13 protein-coding genes and 1 pseudogene are annotated in these 17,487 nt (G+C 51.5%); 5 read left to right on the top strand and 9 right to left on the bottom strand.

The genetic code is table 11. From position 1 onward, the window contains the following. Positions 1–272 precede the first annotated feature (272 nt). From HW115_RS20285 to HW115_RS01325, 9 genes and pseudogenes are all read right to left on the bottom strand, one after another. Positions 273–1,487: pseudogene (locus tag HW115_RS20285) on the bottom strand (DUF3857 domain-containing transglutaminase family protein); the annotation flags it as partial. A gap of 87 nt (positions 1,488–1,574) precedes the next feature. Next, complete coding sequence (locus HW115_RS01360) at positions 1,575–3,674, bottom strand: DUF3857 domain-containing transglutaminase family protein (protein ID WP_178930782.1); 2,100 nt, start codon at positions 3,672–3,674, stop codon at positions 1,575–1,577. 384 nt (positions 3,675–4,058) lie between these two features. Next, entirely contained in the window at positions 4,059–6,008 is a 1,950-nt protein-coding gene (locus HW115_RS01355; protein WP_178930781.1) for a right-handed parallel beta-helix repeat-containing protein, read from the bottom strand. An 86-nt stretch (positions 6,009–6,094) separates the two neighbouring features. After that, positions 6,095–7,741 (bottom strand): NAD+ synthase, encoded by a 1,647-nt coding sequence (locus HW115_RS01350; protein WP_178930780.1) that lies wholly within the window; start codon positions 7,739–7,741, stop codon positions 6,095–6,097. Between the two features lie 257 nt (positions 7,742–7,998). Then, positions 7,999–8,769: a CAAX prenyl protease-related protein gene (locus tag HW115_RS01345; RefSeq protein ID WP_178930779.1), complete on the bottom strand. Its 771-nt coding sequence runs from the start codon at positions 8,767–8,769 to the stop codon at positions 7,999–8,001. 12 nt (positions 8,770–8,781) lie between these two features. Beyond that, a complete protein-coding gene (locus tag HW115_RS01340) occupies positions 8,782–9,954 on the bottom strand; it encodes an aminotransferase class I/II-fold pyridoxal phosphate-dependent enzyme (protein ID WP_178930778.1) in 1,173 nt (390 codons plus the stop codon). Between the two features lie 70 nt (positions 9,955–10,024). Then, on the bottom strand, positions 10,025–10,507 hold the full coding sequence (locus HW115_RS01335; RefSeq protein ID WP_178930777.1) for an Lrp/AsnC family transcriptional regulator: 483 nt from the start codon (positions 10,505–10,507) through the stop codon (positions 10,025–10,027). 40 nt (positions 10,508–10,547) lie between these two features. Beyond that, complete coding sequence (locus tag HW115_RS01330) at positions 10,548–11,624, bottom strand: 6-phosphofructokinase (protein WP_178930776.1); 1,077 nt, start codon at positions 11,622–11,624, stop codon at positions 10,548–10,550. A 71-nt stretch (positions 11,625–11,695) separates the two neighbouring features. Further along, positions 11,696–12,646, bottom strand: a complete 951-nt coding sequence (locus HW115_RS01325) for a D-alanyl-D-alanine carboxypeptidase family protein (RefSeq protein ID WP_178930775.1) — start codon at positions 12,644–12,646, stop codon at positions 11,696–11,698. Between the two features lie 442 nt (positions 12,647–13,088). On the opposite strand from HW115_RS01325, the gene HW115_RS01320 reads away from it, so the two are divergent. From HW115_RS01320 to HW115_RS01300, 5 genes are all read left to right on the top strand, one after another. Next, positions 13,089–13,826, top strand: a complete 738-nt coding sequence (locus HW115_RS01320; RefSeq protein WP_178930774.1) for an RNA recognition motif domain-containing protein — start codon at positions 13,089–13,091, stop codon at positions 13,824–13,826. A 72-nt stretch (positions 13,827–13,898) separates the two neighbouring features. Continuing rightward, positions 13,899–14,807: a tRNA (adenosine(37)-N6)-dimethylallyltransferase MiaA gene (miaA, locus tag HW115_RS01315; RefSeq protein ID WP_178930773.1), complete on the top strand. Its 909-nt coding sequence runs from the start codon at positions 13,899–13,901 to the stop codon at positions 14,805–14,807. Positions 14,808–14,861: 54 nt separating this feature from the next. Next, positions 14,862–15,296, top strand: coding sequence for a BUD32 family EKC/KEOPS complex subunit (locus HW115_RS01310; protein WP_227021210.1), 435 nt, complete (start codon positions 14,862–14,864; stop codon positions 15,294–15,296). A 42-nt stretch (positions 15,297–15,338) separates the two neighbouring features. Further along, the gene (locus HW115_RS01305) at positions 15,339–16,244 is read left to right on the top strand and encodes a PP2C family protein-serine/threonine phosphatase (protein WP_178930772.1); all 906 of its coding nucleotides are present in this window, start codon (positions 15,339–15,341) and stop codon (positions 16,242–16,244) included. A 111-nt stretch (positions 16,245–16,355) separates the two neighbouring features. Further along, complete coding sequence (locus HW115_RS01300) at positions 16,356–17,369, top strand: glutamine synthetase beta-grasp domain-containing protein (RefSeq protein WP_178930771.1); 1,014 nt, start codon at positions 16,356–16,358, stop codon at positions 17,367–17,369. Positions 17,370–17,487 lie beyond the last annotated feature (118 nt).

The following is a 17,487-nucleotide window of genomic DNA, read 5'->3' as shown; positions in this document are numbered from 1 at the left end:
TTTAACTGATAGAGCACACTGTCCCTCTCCCTGCCGTGGTAGGACTCGCCGGTGCTAATGGAATAATACCCTTCTGCACTCAAAGTCATCCACCCCTCCAATTGACCTGTGGTATTCAGCTTCAGATTGAAGTCATAAGTCAATGATCCCGCACTCGAGGTCGGAGTCATTTTCCAGACCGCGCGATCAGGCTGCACTACCAGCGTATTCCGGTTGGATGAAGATGGAGATAACAGACCTGGTTTTCCATATCGAATCGTAGGATCGCAATACAGCCACTCGCCATTTTCAGTTTCCGGGGGGATGGCAACGATGGCATGGTTAAACGCTTGATAGGTGGGCAGCTGTTGATGGGTAATACCTCGATGCTCCGTCTCGACCAGGGCCAAATAGGCTGTAACCCCGCAATGCCTGAGTAGAGCGCAGAGTAAATTTGATTTATCTTTGCAATCACCATACTGGTTTTTCCAAACATCATTACAATCATATGGCTGCAAGCCCGAAAGTCCGAACTCCAGACCGGTGTAACGCACATCATTGGCTACCCGCTGATAAAGAGCATTGATCGTATGCTTCCGTGTTTGATTGCTTTTGGTCCACTGTTTAGCCAGTGCTTTCAACTCTGGGGATAATTTAGCCCGAGGTTCAAGTAGCCCCTGATACCAGCGGGCCACAGCATCCCAATTGGGGAGTGTCGAAGTTCTCACTGCAGGCCCTGCCTGAAAACTAGGAGCTCGTTGTGGCTCATAATCAGACGACTCCACCTTACGCTGCTCCCACACCCACCGGGTTCGACCTTTTGTAGAAGATGACTTTTTTAACTGAGGCACCCCCGCCCCAATATGGTGTAACCTGAGGCGCTTCCCGAGGTCGTCCGGAAGATCAACCGTGCTGATCGACCGTTCGGTTGGCCAACCGGAATGAAACGAGAACCCCGTCATAAATTCTCCCTCGATCCGAGGTGAAACATCTTCATAAATGACGATACTTTCGGTGATTGAGCCAACTTTGATATCGGGGTAAATAATCACCAACTCACGGTCACTGTGGTAGGTTTGAGATGAGCCTGAATCTCTCCCTCTTTGCAAGAAAGCCGCATTATCGGCCACCTTTTTGATCGTTCCGTCAGGCAGAACCGTCCTGGCTTGCAAAAGGTGGATTTTAGTCAGTTGCTCATCATACCGAAAATTGTCTTTTTCCAGATATTTGGAGCCTTGCTCGGTCAAAGCTTTATACACCAAATGGTGGATTTTAAACCTCCGACCCGAACGATCTCCCCACACATAGCGTTCTTTTAGTAGAATGACTCCAGAATCCTCGGAGTTGGAAATCCCCTTGGAATTGTCTAAGACATTTTGCAATGGCGTTAAGCGAGTAAGGATATCTTGAGGCAACGCCTTGGGGAGGGTTCGTGACAGAGATTCATTCTCCCCGAAGGCTGGCAGAGCCAGAAGAAACCAACAGAGACAAAGCAAACGGTAGTGCATAAGCGATTTCATGGAGTGATATAGATCCAATTGATAAGTAAACGTGGGAGCGGATGTTCTTCGCTAAAGGCGTAACCTAAGCCCCTGTTAACCATCCATCATGGCAAAAACCAATCGCAAAACGATGACGACTGCGATGACAAATGGCCACACCGGGATGCCGGCAGAAGAGGACTCGGGCCTTTCCCGGTAGACTCGCCGGCGCCCGCTACCTGAACTTCGATAGCTTTGCCGTTTGGGTGCCCCCCAAGCGTTTTCGACTTCACTCTGGCCCGATGCATTGCGGGGACCCGAAATTGCCCAAGTGATCAAGTCTTCTGATTTGACCAAATGAGCTTTATAGCCGGCCATGCGATCAGGGGGGACTAATTTCTCCTTGGTTTCATAATGATAACGCAACAAAGGCTTTCCCTCGTGGTTTTCGACATCGAAACTCATGACAAAAAACGGGCAATCCACCCTCTTGGTGTCCTTGCTGAAAGGAATGCTCACATCACAATCGATCGTGGTTGTTTGCCCAATTCGGCATGGGTAGTTCAAGCCAAGCGGATGCTTTCTGTTTGAGTGATCAGCGCCAACCACTCGGTCGATAATGGCGTAGGGGCTAAAGACCACCCCCTCCTCCGATCCGTCCGGAGAGACAATAAAGGCTTCAGGGATATAAAACTCCCCCTGCATGCAAAATTGATCTTTGCTGTCGGTGCTCTCAATCTCGAGATCTGTCTGGAGTTCGGCCGAGGGATGGGCTGCTTTAACCCATGCCACAAAGTCACCTTGCAGCTTCACTCGCCCCTCATGTTCCACAATGTGACGAAGGTGCTCAGCTTCAACCCCTGACGCCCGATGCTTGATCGTAAATTTAGCCGATTTTTGATGGGAGTTGATTTGATAGTGCTCGGCGATTTGCACCCAGTTACGTCGTTTATCTGGCTCAGCGATCACACTTAAGTTACCGTCATCGGGACCAATCAGTAAGGCGTAGCCAAAGTGGTAGATGCCGGTCCAGTTCGGCAAACCTCCGCGTTGCAGCGAGTTGGTCGAATCCACCCAGTATTCCAGGCCCTGATGTCGGATACAGACAATGGCGTGGTTAAAGGCTCCGGGAGATGGAAGCGTCGATTCCAAAAGCCCACCCATGGATGTGTGAACAAGAGCCGGATATGCCTCAACTCCGGCAGCACGCAACAAGGCAACCAGCAGAGATGACTTTTCTTTACAGTCGCCATGCCGCCGTTTCCAGATGGCCTCAAGGTCTGCAGGTTTCATGGCTAAAGCCCCAACCTCGAAACCTTGATAGCGGATTTCCTGCCTGACCCATTGAACGAGCTTTTCGATCAGCTCGGTCTCCGAGCATTCGGCTTTAATTTGTTCAACCATCTGCAAAGCCTCTGGGGCCAGTTGGCCGAGGTTCCGCCACAGAGCGTTGACCTCATCTTGAACTTCGCCCCAGTTGGCGAAGCTGCTCAATTCGAGGTCTTCAATCGGCATGTAGTTTAAAGGAATGCCGTTCTCCATCTTGAAAGCTGGACAGTCTCTACGCTGCCATATGAAACATCCATCAGACTCCTGAAAGGAAACATCTTCAGCTTTGTCCACATTCAAGGAATACCTCGGCTTTTCTCCGAGCCAGACGAGCCGAAGTAGACCTACCGTGTTGCGGTGTTGAAGCAAAAAGTGCCTCCACTCATGCTGATTAAATAACCACGATTCGTTGGTGATCGTATACGCCAAATCAACGGTATCTCCACTGCGAACATCATCCAAAACGATCAGCGCAGTTATTTCACCACCATAGATCCGTTGCTCCAAGGATGTTTCCCGCTGAATCAATCGAATTTTATCTAAATCTGCGTAGTTTGCCACCAGCTCGCCGTGCCGAAAAACAGACAAGTGGTGCAATTCCAGCTTTTGGATTGCCGGATCAAAAGCGACTTCAATTTGGGACTCATCTTGCACCCCGGCCGGGGTCTCCAATCTCTTACAGCTGCGGTAGTATGCCGAGTGCTCGAGAGTATTGATTTGGTGATCAATGAGATGAATAGAAACCGGGGCGTCCAGAACCCGATCCATGGGTGAATATTCTACAGCTTGCAACCATGAGGGGGATTGAGTGACGGTTACCTTACTGCCTTTCAAGGAGGATGTGGATGCATGGGCATCGGAATAGCCAAAATCAGAAGAAGTCATTTTGATAGGTGTAACTTACCCCTGATGCTTCCTGCACGACCAGCTAGAAATAGCAAAATATGCATAATCCGTATTTGGTAAAACGCCCGTAATTTTTAGACCAAGTAGTAAAACAGACGGGACGATAGCCGAGATGAATAAGTTCTTTGGCAAGGCGCGACGAAGGAATGGTGCGGGCACCATGACTAAGGAGAAACACAGCCAAAGGAGTCATTCATCCGGAACTCTCATGGATCACGCAGTGCTCTTCCAAATACCGCAACAATGATCAATCGTCTCGTCTATTTTACGGAGTGGTATTAGACCTACACAGGAGTGAATGACCGGAGGTAAAGCTCTACCTCAACAACCAAGAACAACCTTCTCAAGCTGACCGCAAAAAAGCTAGCGGCCGGCGGAAGCATTCAACCAAATTTGGCGGTGTTTGTTTCCCGTTGCCTGATTTCCAGAGAAGGCGCTGCGTTTGACCCCTTGGTGAATGAGAATGCCCACCTCCTGATTTCCGTTGCTTACGTTGTTGATGAGCTGGACATCCGTTCCTTGGCCTCTGGCAACAATTCCGCTGAGCAGGTTGTTGTCACACCGGTTGGCTACGAGCTTCCCTTTTACTTGATCCGAAACTAAAATTCCAGCACTTCGATTTCTTGAGCAGACACTTGTTTGAACCGTCAGTTGCGCCAGAGGAGACATGGCCAGTATCCCACACAAGCCATTGGCTAACACTCTACAATTCTCGACTTTACCATGCCCCCCGTTCCAGAACTCCATTCCGTGTTGAATATTATCCTGACTGATACAATTGAACAGTTCAGCATAACTGTTGCGTTTATCCGATTTCCCATAAACAGAAACGCCATCCCACCCGCAATGCGTAAATGAGCACCCAAGAGCCCGAACCTTGGCTCCATCTATCACAGCCAACCCGTGCCCTGCGGCCTGCCTGATCGAGCATTCACTGATCGTGACCGATGCCCCTTGGACGATGACTGCGGATGCCCTCTCGTCATCATAGTCGAAACCTGCGTGTTGAAAACTGATGCCGCTGATATGGGATCCGTCTGCTGTAGCTCGGACGGTTAGTAGCGGTGCTTCACCCGCTGGCAATTGAAGAATGACTCTCTCCCGGGGCTTTTCTGAAGCACGGGTGTTGGGCTCCTTGTTTTCGAGCTTACCCACACCGGCGCCCCCTTCCAGTTTGATCGGCTTGTCCAGAATAATTGACTCATGATAGATACCTGGAGCGATCTCAACTCTGTCCCGAGCTCTGGCCATGGCGATCGCTTCAGTGATCGTGGCCACATCTTCAGGCACTTTAACAGTTCTGGAGTAGTTATTGATTTTTTGATGCAGCTTTTTAACTTCCGGGTTATCCGGGTCCAACTGCGCAGCTTGATCGAGGAGGCGAACCGCTTCAGAGGAATACTCTCCTTTATCCAGTTCTTTGGCCTGCTGCATGAGGGCCAGCGCCTGCCTTTGCCTGGCTTGCAACTCTGCGAGCGCTTGATTCATGCGCTTCGAGTAGGCTTGCAGTCCGGGGTGATCAGGGGCTTCTTTTTCCAATTGCGCATACGATTGCTGAACTTGCTGCAAGTCTCCGCTTTCAAGGTCTCGCTCAACAGCTTGAGCTAGCAAGCTGACTTTTTGCTGATGTTGCTTAAGTTTGATGGACTTCAGCTTTTTGGTCGCTTCCGGGTGCCCTGGATTCTCTTTGAGCACCGATTGGGTTAAACGGATCGCTTTCTCCCATTCTCCGGCCTCCATCGCAGCCTGACTTTCACCCAAGCGATAAAAAATCTTTTGGTTTTTTTCTTCCAGTTTCCCCGCGCTGACAGCCTCCAGACCTTGCTCTGCAGCCACAGAACCGGGGTCGATGCTTAGTGCGGATTGGTAAGCCTCGGTGGCAGACTTCCACTGACGACGGTTCAGGTAGCCCTCCCCCTCTTTCAGCCGTTGATTGACAAGCTTTTCCTTTTGTTCAAAACGGCGATGCTCGTAATCCAACTCCCTAGCCTGCTCCAGCTCTATCTGTTGCTTTACATACTGATCATACTTCCACCACCCGCATGCCGCAGCGGTGGCAATCACCAGTAAACAGCAACAGAAGCCAACATGCCTTCGTTGTTTGACCGATTGGGCTACGGCAGCGATAACTTCGATTGCTTGCTCGTAGTCATGCAGTTCCTTTTTTAGTCGAAGCTTCGTTTCCGGGCTCGGGGCATTTTCAATAAAGGCCTCTCGCCTACGGACGTTGGCGCGGAACTCAGCTAAGCGGGGGCGAGGGTTTTCCCTAGCCTTGAGTCCGAGTATGGCGCGCGCTGAAGATTCGTCCATCATGATCCTGGGGGTAACGCAGGTCAATTGACCCGATGATTGAGCATAGCAAAGGTTCGGGGCGAAACGCTAGCAGGAATTAGCGTTAATTAATCTGTGAATCGCTGAACGATCGGCATGCGCCGTCCCATGCCAAATGCTTTTGATGTCACCCTCAACCCCGGAGCCGCCTGAAAGCGCTTCCATTCATTGAGATCCACCCGCCGCTGAACCCAACGAACCAGATTTTCTTCGTGGCCGTAATCTTCTACAATCTCGCTGGCCGACAGTTGCTGTTCCACGTAGAGGGATAGAATGGCGTCGAGTGTTTCATAGGGAGGCAGGGTGTCCTGATCTTTTTGGTCTGGCCTCAACTCGGCGCTTGGAGGTTTTTCGATGGTGTCCCAAGGGATGATTTCCTGCTCCCGGTTGATCCAGCGAGATAGTGCGTATACCTGCATTTTTGGTAGGTCGCTGATTACGGCGAGCCCCCCACACATGTCACCGTACATGGTACAGTAACCAACAGCTAATTCGCTTTTATTTCCTGTCGTCAGCAGCAAACTCCCTGACTTATTGGAAAGCGACATGAGGAACAGTCCGCGGATCCGAGCTTGCATATTCTCCTCCGTCACATCTTCCGGCAAATCGCCGAATATGGGTTGCATCGATGTTTTAACCGATGCGAATGCGTCTGCAATAGGCACGGTGTCACAGCGCATTCCCAGATTGCGAGCCAAATCCACTGAGTGTCCGACACTGCCCTCGGATGAAAATTCGCTGGGCATGGTCAAGCCTCGCACCTTGTCAGCCCCCAATGCGTGACATGCCAACACGGCTGTCAGAGCTGAATCGATCCCCCCGCTCAAACCCAAGCAGACACTGGAAAATCCACATTTATTCACGTAATCTCGCAAACCAAGGACCAATGCTCGGTACAAAGACTCCTCATCTGACAAGTCGAAGTGATTCCGGCTTGTGGTGTTGGCGTCGGCCGTGGTCTCAACGACCGTGCATTTTTCTTCAAATGCGGGAAGTAAATCGATCAATTCGCCCTTGGCATCCAAGGCCATGGAAGCACCGTCAAAAATTAACTGGTCGTTACCACCGACACAGTTGCAATAAACCAATGGTGTGTGGTGTTCTCTCGCTACCCGGCTCAGCATGTCGAGACGCCTTTCAGGCTTACCCAAGTGAAAAGGTGAAGCGCTGAGGTTGATCAGGATGTCAAGCCCTTGAGATGCCAGTTCGGCAACGGGGTCACGATGGTAGAGCGGATGCTCCAAGTGCTCAACAGGCCAAACATCTTCACAAATCGTCACTCCCAGACGAACACCACCCCAAACGATAGGTTCAACGCGGTCCGCAGGTTCGAAGTAGCGCCGCTCATCAAAGACGTCATATGCTGGCAACAGGGTCTTCCAGATCTTATGCAACACCTTCCCCTTGTGCAGAAATGCAGCGGCGTTACGAAACGGTTTACCCACGCTGTTCTCCGTATTGTGGTCGACATACCCCACAAGCATCGGGATATCAGCTGTCTCATCCGCCAAATAGTCGAGAGCTTGGAGGCATTTTGGCACGAACTGAGATTTGAACATCAGATCTTGTGGCGGGTAGCCCACCAATGCCATCTCCGGAGCAACGACCAACTCGGCTCCCAATTCGAGGCACTCACGGTAGGCAGCCATGATCTTCTTGGCATTTCCGGGAAAATCCCCGACGATCGCGTTGATTTGAGCAATTCCAATTTTCATGTTCTCGTGAGATCTTTTTCTAGGGTGCCGGTTCTGCCAGCTCGCTTTCGCTGCAAATGAGTATCGGATCTCACCCCATCACGCTAGACTCAAATACATGGAAATCTGTCAACAAAGGTAACTACGCAACTGACAACCGTTTTTGCAACGAACAATACTTGCGGAAAACACCCAAATTGCAGGCTGAACAATCGACTCCACCAATTAACATTTAAGAGTAAATATGATCACAAATCACTCTACCATTGCAGGTTAATCTACCACAACCCATATTTACCAAAGGAGATAGCGTACCAGCCCATGATGAGATTGGCGACCCCGTGCATCACCACGCAGGCCAATAGGCTTTTAGTTCTGACAGCCAACCAATACATAAGCGATCCGAAAATAAACGCCCCAACATAGTCGACTGGCGCGTGAGCCAGCATAAATAAACCTGTAACAATCAGGAAGGATTTCCATGATGGTTTTCCAAAGGGTATTTTCCAATAATCTCGATCAGGATTGAGTAAAAAGCGCATTAGAAACCCTCGCCAGAAAATTTCCTCGATCAGCGATACTACAACCACAGCCCTAAAGAATCGAAAAATCAACGACGACCAGTAAACCCAAAGCGAGCCGTTGAATTTATCTGAGAGATCCTGAGGATTGAACCCGTCGGTTCGTGGCATCACCCCGAGAAACCTCAAAAACCCGTCAGGCTCACCTTCAATATCAAGCCAACTGTGCACCTGGGTCGGAAGTATCCAAAAGCCAATTCCGATCACCCCCATGAAAACCCCAAGAAAAACACCCCGCCCCCATTTCAGTTCATAGTTTTTGCGGAAATATAGGAGTAACCCTATGGCTATCAGCGACTGAAGAGGATACAACCACTGCTCAGGGTAGTGTCGCCACCATGGGGCATTTGGGTGATCCCACTCAGGCCAACCAGTCAGCTGGTATGGGATCATTAGCAGCATGAAAGCAGCCAACGGCAGCACATGCGCCACGGTTTTATCCTCTTTCCATGCTTGAATGTGATTCATACGAGAGTGAGCCTACAAGGTTCCAACAAAGCGCTTCATGCGGGTCATCGCCTCTTTAAGTTCGTCAAACGAGGTGGCGTAGCAACAACGCAGAAAACCCTGCCCAGCATCACCAAAGGCATCGCCGGGGACGGCGGCCACATCCTCAGCCTCAAGCAGACGCATGGCAAATTCCTTACTGCTGAGCCCGGTTTCACGAATATCCGGAAAGACGTAGAAAGCACCACCCGGACAATGACAGCGGATACCCTCCATCTCATTGAGCTTCGAGACAACATAATCCCTCCTCTGGTGGTAACTATCCCTCATTTTAAGCATGGCAGCCTCGCCATGTTCAAGAGCTTCGAGCGCGGCGGCCTGACTGGTGATGGGAGCACACAACATGGCGTATTGATGTATTTTCATCATAGCCTCAATCAACGGTTGCGGAGCGCATGCATACCCCAAGCGGAAACCAGTCATTGCAAAAGCCTTTGAAAAACCATGAAGCAAAACGGTACGCTCCTTCATCCCCGGCAAGGAAGCGATTGAGCAGTGCGGATCGTGGGCATCGTACCTCAACTCGCAGTAAATCTCATCACTCAACACAATCAAGTCATGTTTTACGCAGAGGCGCGCGATTTTCTCCAACTCTGACCGAGGCGTAACCGCCCCGGTGGGGTTAGTCGGGAAATTTAACATGAGAACCCTGGTTTTAGGTGTGATTGCCTGCTCGAGCATATCCGCCCTGAGGGCGAAATTATCACGCTCGTGCGTCGCCACTTCGACCGGGACACCGTATGCCAGCGAAACACTCGGCAGGTAGGAAACATAGCAAGGCGTATGGTAAACCACCTCATCCCCAGGATTAAGTAAAGCCCTTAACGCGAGGTCAATCGCCTCAGACACCCCCACTGTAACGAGAACTTCCGAGTCCGACTCGTAATCCACCTCAAAAAAACCACTGACATAGCTCGAAATGACCTTCCTCAGTGAAGGCATTCCCAAGTTCGACGTGTAGCTCGTTTGACCTTTTTCAAGAGAGTAAATGGCGGCCTCGCGAATGTGCCAAGGGGTGGCAAAATCCGGCTCCCCGACACCCAGTGAGATGACATCCTCACGCCCCTGAACCAGTTCAAAAAAGTCGCGAATCCCTGATCGGGGAATCCCAGCCACCTGCCGGGAAATCTTCTTAGAATAATCCATAGATCAATTCAATTACACGGGAAATTACAATTACAAAAAAAATGTAAGTTTAAGCAGAAACACTTCATCGTTATGGACTTACCAAAAGCCTTCCGTTGTCAGATTCCTGTTCAAAAACGAATCCCTTTTCCTTGTAGGCTTTGAGGCTGAAATGGGTTGCCGTGGAGAGAACCCCATCAATGGTGCTCAATTTTTCAGAGACAAATCGAGCAACCTCGCGCAGACCTTTCCCGTCAACAACCACGAGGAGATCGTAACCTCCACTGATCAGATAGCAGGAGTCCACTTGATCAAAGCGAGCGATTCGCATGGCCATACGATCAAAGCCCCCACCCCTTTCAGGCGTCACTTTAACCTCGATAAAAGCAGATACACCAAGCTCTCCCGCCTTTTCAGCGTCAACGACGGCGTGATAACCTAAGATGGTGCCCTCTTTTTCCCAGGCGGCAATTTTCGAATCGACCTCCTCAGGGCTTAGACTCAGCGCCTCAGCCAAATCCTCAGAAGAGTATCTGGCTTTGGTGCTAAGCAGTTTAAGCAGTGGATCTTTCATAATAGTGGTTCAGTCCCTTATCGATAACTCAACGAGAAAACTAGTCCCCAAGGCAGATGCCGAGAGCTCGGGCGGTTTGCACCATCTCCCCTTCAGGGTTCACGAGGCGGAGCTGATGGACAGCGTCCTCAATCGGGACGGAATCGACGTGATACGCCTGGTAGCTTACCATGCTGCCAAATTTCCCTTCCCTGATAAGATCTACCGCTTTAACCCCGAAACGAGCGCCTAAAATGCGGTCGAGCGCAGTGGGAGACCCTCCGCGCTGCAAGTGCCCCAAGGTGCAGGAACGGGTGTCCTTACCTGTCATCTCTTCCAAGTGATGCGCAACAACGTCACCAACGCCGCCGAGACTCACCTCACTGGCAGCGCCTTCGCCGCGAATGACCAGCTCACCACCACTCAGTTTGGCCCCTTCAGCGACCACCACAAGAGAACTTCGCTTACCTTCAGCTTCACGCTGTTTGATGAAGTCGGCAACCTTATCCAGGCTGAATTCCACCTCAGGCAGCAGCACGACGTGCGCTCCCCCGGCAATCCCACCCCATAGGGCGATCCAACCAGCGTGACGCCCCATCACCTCGAGTACCATGACCCGCTTGTGACTTTGAGCAGTGGTCTGAAGTCGGTCCAGACTGTCCACCACCGTAGAAACAGCGCTATCGAAACCGAAAGTCATGGCAGTCGCCTGCAGGTCGTTATCGATTGTCTTGGGGACACCAACGACATTGAAACCTTCCTGGTTCATTTGCAGGGCTGTTGTGAGGGAGCCGTCTCCGCCAATAATCACGAGCGCTTCAACTCCAAGTTTTTCCATGTTTCCACGGGCTTTCGCCATGATTTCCTCGGGGATTTTAGCCACATCCCCCTCGCCAACCTTGGCAGCAAAGTGCCCTTTGTTGGTTGTGCCAAGGATGGTGCCTCCCAGCTTGGCAATGCCGATGGTATCATCAGGAGTCAGGGTGATGTAGTCGCCCCCTTCCGGCAAAAGCCCCTCATAACCGTCGATGAATCCGAGAACTTCCCAGCCCAACCTCGATGCCGCTCCTACCACTCCGTTGATTACGGCATTCAATCCGGGGCAATCCCCGCCACTATTTAATACTCCAATTCGCATATTGTTTTCTTTCTGTTTCTGTATGGTTTCTTTTGTCCTCTCTGAAAATGTAACGGAAAATACTTATCGGCTTACAATTGTGGCACAACAAGATACTCGCGCCGACTCTCCGATATCGGATACCCGGCCGCCCCCCACTGATCGAAGGCGTTCCAACCTTGGGGGATGAGTTGACGAGCCCGCCCAAAGCGGTCGGAACTCCCTAAAATGACGACAACCAGATCGCGTCCGCGAATCTGTGTTTTGCCATCCTCAAGTTTTTTTACCAACGGTGACTTATGGGCGTTGATCGCCAGGCACTGTCCAGCCTCAGCAGTCATGCCCGTCTTGATGCCATTGACATTCAGTTGCCCCAACAGCTTGTTTGTGTTTTGCACGGTGAAGGACCGACGTTGTCCGCCGGGTGAAACAACTGAGATTTTTCGCGAGCGTTGTTTTACGTAAAAACCAAAACCGGTATCCCGCATCACATGAACGCAGATGCGGGCGATGTCCGCCGCCGTTGAATGCCCCTTCCAGTAACCCACTTCCAAGCCATGCGAGGATTTGAATTTTGTGCGGCGCATCCCCAGAGCCTTGGACAGCGTGTTCATCTCGGCGACAAACGTCTTTTGTGGATCTCCGGCAATTTGCCGCCTGATAAGCAGTTGTTGACCTACGTGTTGGGACAGGGCGAACATGGCAATATTGTCAGAGCCCAGCATGGCGGAATAGATGGCATCCCGGATGGAAAGCTGATCCCCCGGTTGCAAACCCATGGGGTTGGGTCCACCCAGAGCGAGAGCCGCCTGAGGGACTGGAATCAAAGTTGTAAGGTTTGCCTGGGATGCTTTCACCCAATCCAAGACCACCTTAACGGAGGTGATCTTATTCAGGCTGGCGACCGGGCGCTTTTGTTCGGAATTGTATGCCAGCAAGACACGGTTGCTGTGAGCCTCCATCACGAGATAACTCTCTTTCGCTTGGGCAAGCGGCAGAAAAGCGGTCAAAAGCGTGAATAATATCAGGAAAATAGGCTTCATATATGGACGTCGAGTGGGTGGCGCGCGCAGAGATTACCTAAATAAAAGAATCTGACAACACCTGATTCGGTTCTTGTCATTTCATAATTCGGAGCTAACTTGCCGCCGCCTGCATCAAGGATTATGAATTCGCGCCTGTTACTAACACTCATTGCCTGCCTGACCTCTTGGTCAGAGCGCTTACGAGTGTTCGCGACTCCCCTGTACCGTCTGCCAACCGTTTTATCTTATCTGAACAACGCGGTGGTAGGTGGCTGGATGCCCGAAAGATGCCTGGCAATGACAAACTCGCGCGCCACTATGGGCAGAGGTCCATCCTTACAAATGAATACCCCGATGTCGGTTTCTGCGGATCAGGCCGCCCCGACTGCAGAGGCAACCCTTGAGGTTGCCTTCAGCCCACTGGTGCAACGCAAGCAACAACCAACGACTTATTATTACAATGTCTCAAGAAAACAACGGCCGACCCCGCAACGGAGGTGGCCAAAACCGCCAAAACAACAATCGTAACCGAAACCGCAATCGAAACCGGAATCGGAACAATCAGGGAGGAGGAAACCGCCAAGGCGGATCCAATGGAGGAAATCGCAATCGTGGAGCTCAAAGCCCACAGCGTCGTCGCCATAGAAAACCTGAACCGCTAACTTTATGGGAGAAAATCCTTAAATTTTTCGGTCTTTACAAAGAGCCAACCCGCCCGCCACGCAGGAAAAGCGGCAATCAGGACGGAGCTCCCGATCAGCCTGCTAAAACCGGCAAGTCCAACACTCGCAACGCAAAAGGCCGCTCACCTAAGAGTGGACGCGGCGAAAAAAGAGACTTCCCCGTTGAGACCTCAAGACTCTACTTGGGCAACCTCTCATATGATGCCGATGAAAGCTCTCTGGAAGACCTTTTCAAAGGGATTGGCACCGTTCGCAAGGTCGAAATCGTCTACAACAAGCATACGCATCGCTCCAAAGGCTTCGGCTTTATCGAGATGCAAAATGTTGATGAGGCAAAGCGTGCCGTCGAGGTTCTGCATGACCAACCATTCATGGGGCGCAACCTCGTAGTGAATGGCGCAAACAACAAGCCTAGCCCTAATAAAAACAAGGCGAACGACGAGACTCAAGAAGTCACAGCTTCCGAAACCTCGGAAACGACAGATGAGCAGCCAGCAAAAGAAAGCGCTGAATAAGTAGCTCCAACCTTTCATTCATTTTACCCCGCTTGCGAGTCGCCGATCTCCAGGCGGGGTTTTTCGTACACAATGACTCCTCCATCCCCAGTGTATGTCTGCGGCCCAACGGCATCCGGAAAATCATCGCTCGCGATTCAGTTGGCGCAGAAGTTGGATGGGGAAATTGTCAATGCTGACGCTTACCAGTTATACCGAGGGATTGAAATCCTCTCGGCAGCACCAACAGAGGAGGAGAAATCAAAGGTCCCCCATCACCTCTACGGCGTCCTCGCCGCTAATGAGGTCTGCGATGCCATGTCTTTCAGGGAAATGGCGCTACCAGTCATCGAATCCATCATTCTAAAGGGAAAAACCCCCATCGTTACTGGCGGGTCCGGGATGTATTTGAAGTTTTTAACCCACGGGCCGTCCCCGGTGCCGTCGAGCGCCCCCGGGCTGAGAGCCGAACTAGAGGGGCGATCAGATTCCAGCCTGATTGAGCACCTCCAAAAACTCGACCCCGAAGGTGCAGCGGTGACCAACCTCCAAAATCGACGCTATGTGATCAGAGCTCTTGAAATTTGCCTGCTGTCAGGAAAGAAAATGTCGACCATTAAAAGCGACTGGAAAAAGACATCTTCGGAAACCGAGAAACATCTGCGGGGCGTTTATCTACTCTGGGATCGGGAGCAGCTCAGGCAAAGAATCAACCAACGGGCAACCTGGATGCTTAATCACGGGGCGATCGACGAGGTTCGTAACCTTGCCGGTGCTTCGACAACCTGCGAGAAGGCGATTGGTATTCCTCAGATAAAAGCGATGCTGTCCGGCGAATTGAATCGTGAAGAATGTGAAGAGCGGATAGCTGCCGCCACCCGACAATATGCCAAACGCCAAAGAACATGGTTTGGCAAGGAGACGTGGCTGAATACACGCCATGTGTCGGAGACTCAGCCACCTCAACTTGATGAGTTCGCCAATCAATGGCTGGAAGGGTAAAATAAGCCGATTTATTTGACGTGGGTGACGGTTTTGATCGTTGCAGCCTCTATCATGGCGTGGTACAGCATTGGTATGCGCAACCTCAAAGACGGAATTCGCTCACTTGTGAAAATTGACTTCTACGGCAATGTTCACAAGTATTTTCGTGGAACGGATAAGGAGTCGCGCTTTGCTAACGAAATCCGTATTTTAAAGGCTCTTGAGGAAAGAGGGTGTGACTTTGTCCCCCGATTTATTGATGCCGGGGAAGATGAACTTCATCTCGTAACAAGCAATTGTGGGAGCCCGGCCCCGAACCTATCACAAAAGAAATCAGACAAATTGTTTCTCAAGTTGGAGCAAGAGTTTGGGGTTCGACACGATGATCCATTTCCTCGCAACATCACCTACGATGACAAGGCTGGTCAGTTCTGCGTGATTGATTTCGAACTCGCCACGCTGCTGCCAAACCCGCGCGAAGAAAAAGCGCCGACCTCCGATCATTGACGCCGACTGGTCGACTGATCGACTGAACTTCTTTCATCCAACATGCCTCCCTCCCCTCAACCAGAAACAAATCCTTTTCTCCCCGGCGCAAAAAAACTCACAGCGCCGCCAGTCCCAGCCACCATCTCATGGACCGCAGAGTCGATTTCCGGCTCCCGCAAACCGATTAATGACGACTCCTGGTTGGCGTTTTCATCCGATATCCACGGTGCCCGGGTCTTGGAAAGTGATGGCAGTCACTCTCTGGCGTCCCATGATGTGGTTTTTGCCGTATCTGACGGCATGGGCGGCGGTCGGGCGGGAGATGCTGCGTCGGCCATGCTACTCGAAACCTTAAGCGCCATGATCCCGAGGACCTTCAAAACTGCAGCCTCTGGATTGAGGCCGGATTATCTGAGCCACCTTAAGCAGGCAATTAGCGCGGTCCACCTCGCGATCAATGCCGAGGCTGCCGAGGATCCGAGCAAAAAAGGAATGGCCGCCACCCTCGCCCTGGCATGGTTCACCCCTGACAACCTCTACCTCGCCCATGTGGGAGACAGCCGAATCTATCTGCACCGCGATCACGGTGGAGGAGAGCCCCCCGAAACCCGGCAACTCACCGAAGATCATACTTTTGTTTGGAAAAAAATGCATCGGGGTGAGATCAGCGAGCGCGAATATCGCTGTCATCCACGACGATCCGCGCTCTACGAAGTGGTAGGTGGTGGGCATCAGGGAGTCAGCCCGGACGTCGCATCGGTTGCGTATCAGCCTGGTGACCGATTTCTCATATGTAGCGATGGTCTGATTGACGGGCTCTGGCAAAAGCACATTCACTCCGCATTTTTGAAAAACCCAGACTCGACAAGCTCTCTGGCGCAGGCTCTTATATCGCGCGCCGTTTCCAATGATGGGACGGATGATACAACCTTGATTACACTCGATGTATCCCAAGATGAAAAATAATTTATCACCTTTGTTTAAAGTTGGCACACCAAATGCTTAAACGGAGGTGTTATGCCGCTCGATGATCGAGGTGGCAAACCCAGACAACCAACAACTATTAATACAGAAATCATGGCTAAATACAGACTCGATTATATCTGGCTCGACGGATACACCCCCGTCCAGAACCTCCGCACCAAGTGCATGCTTCGTGACTTTGACGAATTCCCGACCCTCGACCAGCTTCCTGAGTGGGGCTTCGACGGTTCATCCACTCAACAGGCTGAAGGTGGAGACTCCGACTGCGTCCTCAAGCCAGTCGCCCTTTATCCTGACGCAACTCGCGAAAATGGCATCATCGTCATGTGCGAGGTGATGCTTCCTGACGGAACCGCTCACCCATCCAACGCCCGTGCAACCATCGCCGACGATCCAGACACCTGGTTCGGATTCGAACAGGAGTATTTCCTGATGCAAGACGGAGTACCTCTTGGATTCCCGAAAGGCGGCTACCCTAATCCTCAGGGCGAATACTACTGCGGTGTCGGATTCAAGAACGTGGGCGGAATGGCTCGCGAAATCACCGATCTACACCTCGATCTCTGCCTCTATGCCGGCATCAACCACGAAGGCATCAACGCCGAGGTTGCCAAGGGACAGTGGGAATTCCAGGTCTTTGCCAAAGGCTCCAAGAAAGCAGCCGACGATATCTGGGTTGCCCGTTTCCTCCTTCTCCGCCTTTGCGAAGAGTATGAAGTTGACGTTGAGTGGCACTGTAAGCCCATCACCGGTGACTGGAACGGCTCAGGAATGCATGCCAACTTCTCCACCAAGCACCTCCGTGAAGTGGGCGGCAAGGAATACTTCCTCAAGCTCATGGATGCGTTCGAAGAATACTGCGAAGAGCACATCGCCGTTTATGGTCCAGACAACGACAAGCGCTTGACCGGCCTCCACGAGACCCAGTCCATCGACAAGTTCTCCTGGGGTGTTGCTGACCGCGGAGCTTCGGTCCGTGTTCCTCACGGTTTCGTCAAAGACGATGCCTACAAGGGCTACCTCGAAGACCGTCGTCCAAACTCCCAGGGTGACCCATACAAGATCGCTTCCCGGATCATCAAGACCATCCAATCGGTCGAGATCTAATCGCGTATTGAATTATCCAAACCCTCTTTGTTTTTCACTGGCTCCGGGAAGTGCCCCGGGGCCAGTTTTTTACCCCCCTGAACCGTGGTGTGCAGCTTACCCGTATGCGACCATGCTT

Source organism: Oceaniferula marina (genome assembly GCF_013391475.1).
Lineage (GTDB): Bacteria > Verrucomicrobiota > Verrucomicrobiia > Verrucomicrobiales > Akkermansiaceae > Oceaniferula > Oceaniferula marina.
The sequence above is the reverse complement of the archived record's forward strand: the minus strand, read 5'-3'. Positions and strand labels throughout refer to the sequence as shown.